At 44.3% G+C, this 5,404-nt stretch carries 5 protein-coding genes; all 5 read left to right on the top strand.

The genetic code is table 11. The annotated features are described in order from the left end of the window. On the top strand, positions 1 to 718 hold a 718-nt coding region (locus tag Q0140_RS00875; RefSeq protein ID WP_297960642.1), incomplete at its 5' end, for a hypothetical protein. Positions 719 to 745: 27 nt separating this feature from the next. Next, the gene (locus Q0140_RS00870; protein ID WP_297960639.1) at positions 746 to 1,852 is read left to right on the top strand and encodes a glycosyltransferase; all 1,107 of its coding nucleotides are present in this window, start codon (positions 746 to 748) and stop codon (positions 1,850 to 1,852) included. Beyond that, positions 1,849 to 2,973 (top strand): glycosyltransferase family 4 protein, encoded by a 1,125-nt coding sequence (locus tag Q0140_RS00865; protein ID WP_297960635.1) that lies wholly within the window; start codon positions 1,849 to 1,851, stop codon positions 2,971 to 2,973. The genes Q0140_RS00870 and Q0140_RS00865 overlap by 4 nt, the downstream gene beginning before the upstream one ends. Next, a complete protein-coding gene (locus tag Q0140_RS00860; RefSeq protein WP_297960632.1) occupies positions 2,966 to 4,330 on the top strand; it encodes a mannose-1-phosphate guanylyltransferase/mannose-6-phosphate isomerase in 1,365 nt (454 codons plus the stop codon). The genes Q0140_RS00865 and Q0140_RS00860 overlap by 8 nt, the downstream gene beginning before the upstream one ends. Position 4,331: 1 nt before the next feature. After that, positions 4,332 to 5,404, top strand: a 1,073-nt coding sequence (locus tag Q0140_RS00855) for a sugar transferase (protein WP_297960628.1), incomplete at its 3' end; no start/stop codon positions are given.

Genomic DNA, 5,404 nt, shown 5'->3' with positions numbered 1-5,404 from the left:
TTTATACATATATGGCATTTCTATTGTCGTGCTATCTTTTATTTTTAGGAATAAATATAAATATATTTTTTTATTGGCTCTTGTAGCTCTATCTTGCTTTCATATTCCTAAAAACCCATTGATGTTCGTTGTTATCCTTATTTCTATGCTATTTTTCTTAAAAATTAAATTTAATCCTATGTTATTTCATATATATTTCTTTGCAAATATTTGTATATTATATTATTTTGCGACAATCACATATCTTTCAGGCGTGTGGTCTTTATACGGCTCCTGGCTTTATTATACTCCTTTTGGTGCACCTAGTGTTATAACTAGATATGAAATCTGGGATAATGCTATCTCTCTCTTCTTTGCTAATCCTTTTGGATATGGTCTTGGAGCGGCTTCGTATGTTTTTGGCAACGCAAAGATTATTACACCCCATTCTGAATATTTAAAAGCACTTATAGAGCTTGGAGTACTTGGCTTTTGTGTATTTTATGCATTTTTATATCATATAATAAAGATGGCTTGGTTATTATATATAAAAATGAAAGATAATATATTTTTATATTTTATAGCATATATTTTTGCTTTTGTTTTTATAAGCTTTTTTAATGATCATTTTTTTGGAAATGCTGAGAAGCTGTTTTTTTGGATGATTACCGGATTGATATATAACTTTAACGATAAAGCATTAAACGGGAAATTTGATGCTTCTATTAAACAAAAGTAGATTGATATATTTTTATAAGGTTTTAAAATGAAGAAAATACTTTTATTATCACTTAGGGCCGATCACGGCGGTGGCCCAAAACACGTCGATCTGCTTATAAATAATTTATCCAGCGATATGGAGATCTTTCTGGCTTGTCCGAAAGATAAGCCCTATTATAATATGTGGAGCGAGTCAAAAAAGGTTAAAGATATATTTGCTCTGCCGCATAGGAAATTTAGCGTAAAAAAGCTCCTTGGACTGAATAAATTCATAAAAGATAAAGATGTAAAAATAATTCATTCTCACGGTAAGGGTGCTGGCATCTATTCGCGGATACTTAAAATTTTAAATCCAAGGCTAAAGATAGTCCATACTTTACACGGCGTTCATATTGGAGAATACGGCTTTTTGAAAAAGAGTGTATATATTTTTTTGGAGCGGTTTTTAACGCTATTTACCGATAAATTTATAAATGTTTCAAATAGCGAAAATAGCCTTTGTTTAAAGCTTAGACTATTTAAAAAAAGTAAGTGCGAGATCGTATATAACGGCATAAAAGCTCTTTTAAAAGATGATCATGCCAAGATAAAATTTAATCTATCGGAAAAAAGGGTAGTTACAACTATTTCGAGATTCGATTATCAGAAAAATATGTCCTTGGCGTACGAGATAGCTCAAAATTTTAAAGACAACTCAGACATCGTTTTTTTGTGGCTCGGAGACGGCGACGATAGGACAAAATTTGAATCTATGGCGCAAAAAGACGGCGTAAATATAATCTTTACCGGCTTTACCGACGAAATACCCGCGTATCTATCCGCTACGGACATATACCTGTCTACTTCTAGGTGGGAGGGGCTACCTTATGCGCTCATAGAGGCGCAGTCGCTCGGCATCCCGATAGTAGCGACAAACGTCGTGGGAAATAACGAAGTCGTAGAAAACGGCAAAAGCGGATTTTTGTTTGAGAGCGCACAGCAGGCGCGCCAGGATATAGAAATTTTATTAAATGATGAGCAAATATACGGTAAAATGCAGGGCGAAGCATTGCTAAATTTTAAAAATAAATTTGATATCGGCATCGCGGTTCGTAAAGTGGAAAAAATTTACGAGGAAATATTTGAAAATAGATCAACTAGGGAGCTGCAATGAAAAAAGCCCTTATCCACGACTGGTTTAGCACCTATGCGGGCGCGGAGAAATGCGTCGAGAGTTTTACCGATATCTGGGATGATTTTGAAATTTATAGCCTCATCGACTTTTTAAGCGATACCGACAGAGATAAAATTTTAAAAGGCAAGCGCGCCCACACGAGCTTTATCCAGAAGCTGCCCTTTGCGAAGGATAAATACCGCAACTATCTGCCGCTATTTCCGCTTGCGATCGAGCAGTTTGATCTAAGCGGCTACGATGTCGTGCTATCTAGCTCGCATGCCGTCGCAAAGGGGGTGCTGACGCACTCAAATCAACTTCATATCGCCTATGTACACACGCCGATCCGCTACGCGTGGGATCTGTATCATCAGTATTTGCGAGAAAGCGGGCTGGATCGCGGTTTAAAGGGCATGTTGGCGAAGTATTTTTTACATAAAATTAGGCTTTGGGACGCGAGCACCGCAAACCGCGTGGATCACTACGTCGCAAACAGCCGCTACATCGCGCGCCGTATCAAAAAAACATACGGCAAGCCCAGCGACGTCATCTATCCGCCCGTGGACGTGGATAAATTTACGCTGCGCGAAGCCAAAGAGGAGTTTTACCTTACCGCCTCGCGCATGGTACCGTACAAAAAGATCGATCTCATTGTAGAGGCATTTTCGCAGACTGATAAAAAGCTGCTCGTTATCGGCGATGGTCCCGATATGGCAAAAATAAAATCAAAAGCGGGCAAAAATGTCGAACTTTTGGGCTTCGCAGATGATGAAACGATGGCGGATCTTATGGGGCGGGCTAAGGCGTTCGTTTTTGCCGCAGAGGAGGACTTCGGCATTACGCCGGTGGAGGCGCAGGCATGCGGTACGCCGGTGATCTGCTTTGGGCGCGGCGGCGCTCGCGAGACGGTGATTGATGGCGAGAGCGGGCTGTATTTTATGGAGCAAAACGCAAAGGAGCTGCTCGCCGCCGTAGCTAAATTTGAGCAAAATTATGATAAATTTGAGCCTACAAAAATCAGAGAAAATTCTTTAAAATTTTCGCGCGCGCGCTTTGAAGCCGAGATCAAAAGCTACGTCGAGAAAAAATATGAGGAATTTAAGGACGGCCTAAATGACTAATATAATCCTAAGCGGCGGCAGCGGCACGAGGCTGTGGCCCATCAGTCGCACGCTTATGCCAAAGCAGTTCGTGCGCCTCTTTGACGATCGCTCGCTTTTTATGATGAGCTACGAGCGAAACTCTCCGCTATGCGAGAGCACGCTCGTCGTCTCGAACGAGCAGCAGTATTTTTTGGCGCTCGATCAGCTTGAGGCCTTGGGCGCGCGCGGCGTAAAATTTCTTCTCGAGCCCGTCGGCAGAAACACGGCTCCTGCGATCGCGCTTGCGTGTTTGAGCTTAAAGGTCGAGGAGATCGTTTTCGTAACGCCGAGCGATCATCTCATCAAAGACGAAGCGGCGTATAAAAACAGCGTCTTGCGCGCGCGCGAGCTTGCAAAACAGGGGTTTTTGGTGACGTTTGGTATCAAGCCCACGGAGGCAAATACGGGCTACGGCTATATCGAAGCAAGCGGCGAGGACGTGTTAAAATTTCACGAAAAGCCTGAGCTTGTGGCGGCGCAAAGCTACATAGCGGCGGGGAATTTTTACTGGAACAGCGGCATGTTTATGTTTAAAGCTGGCGTATTTTTAAGCGAGTTAAAGGCGTACAGCCCCGAAATTTACGAAGCCTGCGTTCGCGCGCACGAAAATTCTAACGCGGGAAATCCGATTAGAATTAAACTAGGCGATATGCAAGAGATCCCTGCAGATAGCATCGACTACGCGGTTATGGAGCATACGAGCCTTGCTAAAGTCGTGCCCGCAGATATCGGCTGGAGCGATCTGGGAAGCTTCGATAGTTTAGACGCCGAGCTGCCTAAAGACGCGAATGGCAACACCGCACGCGAGCAAAATATTGCTCTAAATTCTAAAAACAATCTCATCATCGGCTCGGGCCGCACGATAGCCGCCATAGACGTCGAGGATCTCGCTATCGTCGATACCAAAGACGCCCTGCTCGTATGCAAAAAAGGCTCTACCCAAAAAGTAAAGCAGGTGGTGGAGCGGCTAAAGGATAGCGATCTAGCGCGCGTGCACGTAACGACGCACCGCCCGTGGGGTAGCTACACGGTGCTCGAAGATGAGCGCGGCTACAAGATCAAGCGCATCGTAGTTAAGCCCGGCAAGCGGCTATCGCTTCAGAAGCACTACCATCGCAACGAGCACTGGATCGTCGTTAGCGGCACTGCGACCGTGACCGTGAGCGAGCGAAATTTCTTGCTGCGCGAGAACGAATCGACGTTCATTAGAATGGGCGAGGTTCACCGCCTCGCAAACGAGGGCAAAATCCCCGTCGTGCTAATCGAGGCTCAAGTCGGCAGCTACACCGGCGAGGATGATATCGTGCGCCTGCAAGATGATTTTAATAGGAGCTAGGATGAAAAAGCAACTCTGCGTTTTGATAATCTTGGCGGTCGATATTTTCGGCATCTGGCTTTGCTTCGGACTTGCCGTGGTGCTTAAAAATCTGCTCTACGGCGATAGCGTGCTGCTGGATATCGGCAGGTATCAGGGCTTCGCGCCGTCCTACGTCATAATGATATTTTTGTTTTTCTATCAGGGGATCTATTCGAGGCGGTATGATTTTTGGCACGAGAGTAGAATTTTAGTGAGAAGCTGCTTTTTTGGGCTTTTACTCAGCCTTGCGTTGCTTGCTTTAATCAAAGTTAATTACGAATTTTCGCGCGCCAGCTTTATTTTGAGCTTTGCCTTTATGGCGGTGGTTTTGCCGCTTTTTAAGCTCGTAACGAAAAGGAGGCTTTTTAAATTTGGCCTATGGCAAAAGAGGGCGAAAATTTTAGGCGAGGGTGAAGAATTTGAAAGCGCTGTTTTGGGAAGCGCATATCCTGGGTATGTAAGAGCGCTGGGCAGGGATTACGATGTGCTGTTTATCGGCGGAAGCAGGCTTGGGGCAGACGCTTTGAACGAGCTTATCGAGCATAATATTAGGAAAAACAAAGAAATTTTATTTACCCCAGTATTGCGTTCGTATGACTTTACGCAGTCGGATATTTACAGCGTCTTTGCCTCGCGCACCAGCCTCTTTGCGATACGAAATTCTCTGAAAAGCCCTCTAAATTTAGCGCTTAAACGCGGGCTTGATTTGGCACTTATCATTTTGGCGCTTCCTTTACTGGTGCCGATTTTTGGCGTAATCGCGCTAATGATGAAGCTAAAAGAACCGGAGGGACGCATATTTTTTTCGCATCAAAGGATGGGGTTTGGCGGCAAGCCGTTTGGGTGTCTGAAATTCCGCTCGATGAGAGAGGACGGCGATGAAATTTTAGCTCAGTACCTAAAGCAAAATCCGCAAGAGGTGGAGTATTTTGAAAAATATCACAAATACGAGCACGATCCGCGGATCACGAAGCTGGGCGATTTTTTGCGCAGAAGTTCGCTCGATGAGCTTCCGCAGCTGATCAACGTCCTAAAGGGCGAAATGAGCATCGT

Source organism: uncultured Campylobacter sp. (assembly GCF_938045405.1).
In the GTDB taxonomy this organism is placed as follows: Bacteria; Campylobacterota; Campylobacteria; order Campylobacterales; family Campylobacteraceae; genus Campylobacter_B.
This window is presented reverse-complemented; position numbering and strand designations above follow the sequence as displayed.

Coding starts and splice junctions, on each gene's coding strand:
- Q0140_RS00870 (WP_297960639.1), top strand. CDS start 746: ATGAAGAAAATACTTTTATTATCACTTAGGGCCGATCACGGCGGTGGC.
- Q0140_RS00865 (WP_297960635.1), top strand. CDS start 1,849: ATGAAAAAAGCCCTTATCCACGACTGGTTTAGCACCTATGCGGGCGCG.
- Q0140_RS00860 (WP_297960632.1), top strand. CDS start 2,966: ATGACTAATATAATCCTAAGCGGCGGCAGCGGCACGAGGCTGTGGCCC.